This window comes from Pseudomonas sp. P97.38, assembly GCF_001269745.1.
GTDB lineage: Bacteria > Pseudomonadota > Gammaproteobacteria > Pseudomonadales > Pseudomonadaceae > Aquipseudomonas > Aquipseudomonas chlororaphis_E.
In genome coordinates this window covers 1-465 of sequence record NZ_LHVJ01000006.1, presented here as the reverse complement: position 1 = coordinate 465, position 465 = coordinate 1, and the positions used below count along the sequence as shown (strand labels likewise).

Sequence of the window (465 nt, the reverse complement as noted above, 5' to 3'; positions counted from 1 at the left end):
CTACGTCGACGGGGACCCGGCGCACTCCACCGAGACCACCAAGGCCCAGCACCCTCTGGCGGCGGCCGAAGTGATCGTCGAGGAAGTCGAAGGCAACCCGGGTTACTACAACTCCAAGTTCTACCTGCGTCCGCACTACCAGCTCGAAGGGCTGACCGTGTCGCTGCGCCTGGTATCGAAACTGCCGTCGGCCAAGGGCGCGTAAGCAACAGTATTTGTCGGCGGGCCCGCTCCCACAGGTCCGGTGTTTCGGCTGACATCCAACGTAATTTCGCAAGGTCAGCGTCAACCAAACAATGTGGTTAGAAACCACACAGGGAGAAAACATGGCTGTTGATATTTTCATCAAGATCGGCGACATCAAGGGCGAGTCCATGGACAAGGCCCACAAGGACGAAATCGACGTCCTGAACTGGAGCTGGGGCATGTCCCAGTCCGGCAACATGCACACCGGCAGCGGCGGTG

General features: G+C 59.4%; 1 protein-coding gene and 1 pseudogene. Both read left to right on the top strand.

The window, feature by feature from the left end:
- Positions 1–205 (top strand): annotated as a pseudogene (locus AD664_RS00375) (type VI secretion system contractile sheath large subunit); the annotation flags it as partial.
- Positions 206–326: 121 nt separating this feature from the next.
- A partial coding sequence (locus AD664_RS00370) for a type VI secretion system tube protein Hcp (protein ID WP_172679678.1) occupies positions 327–465 on the top strand: 139 nt, incomplete at its 3' end.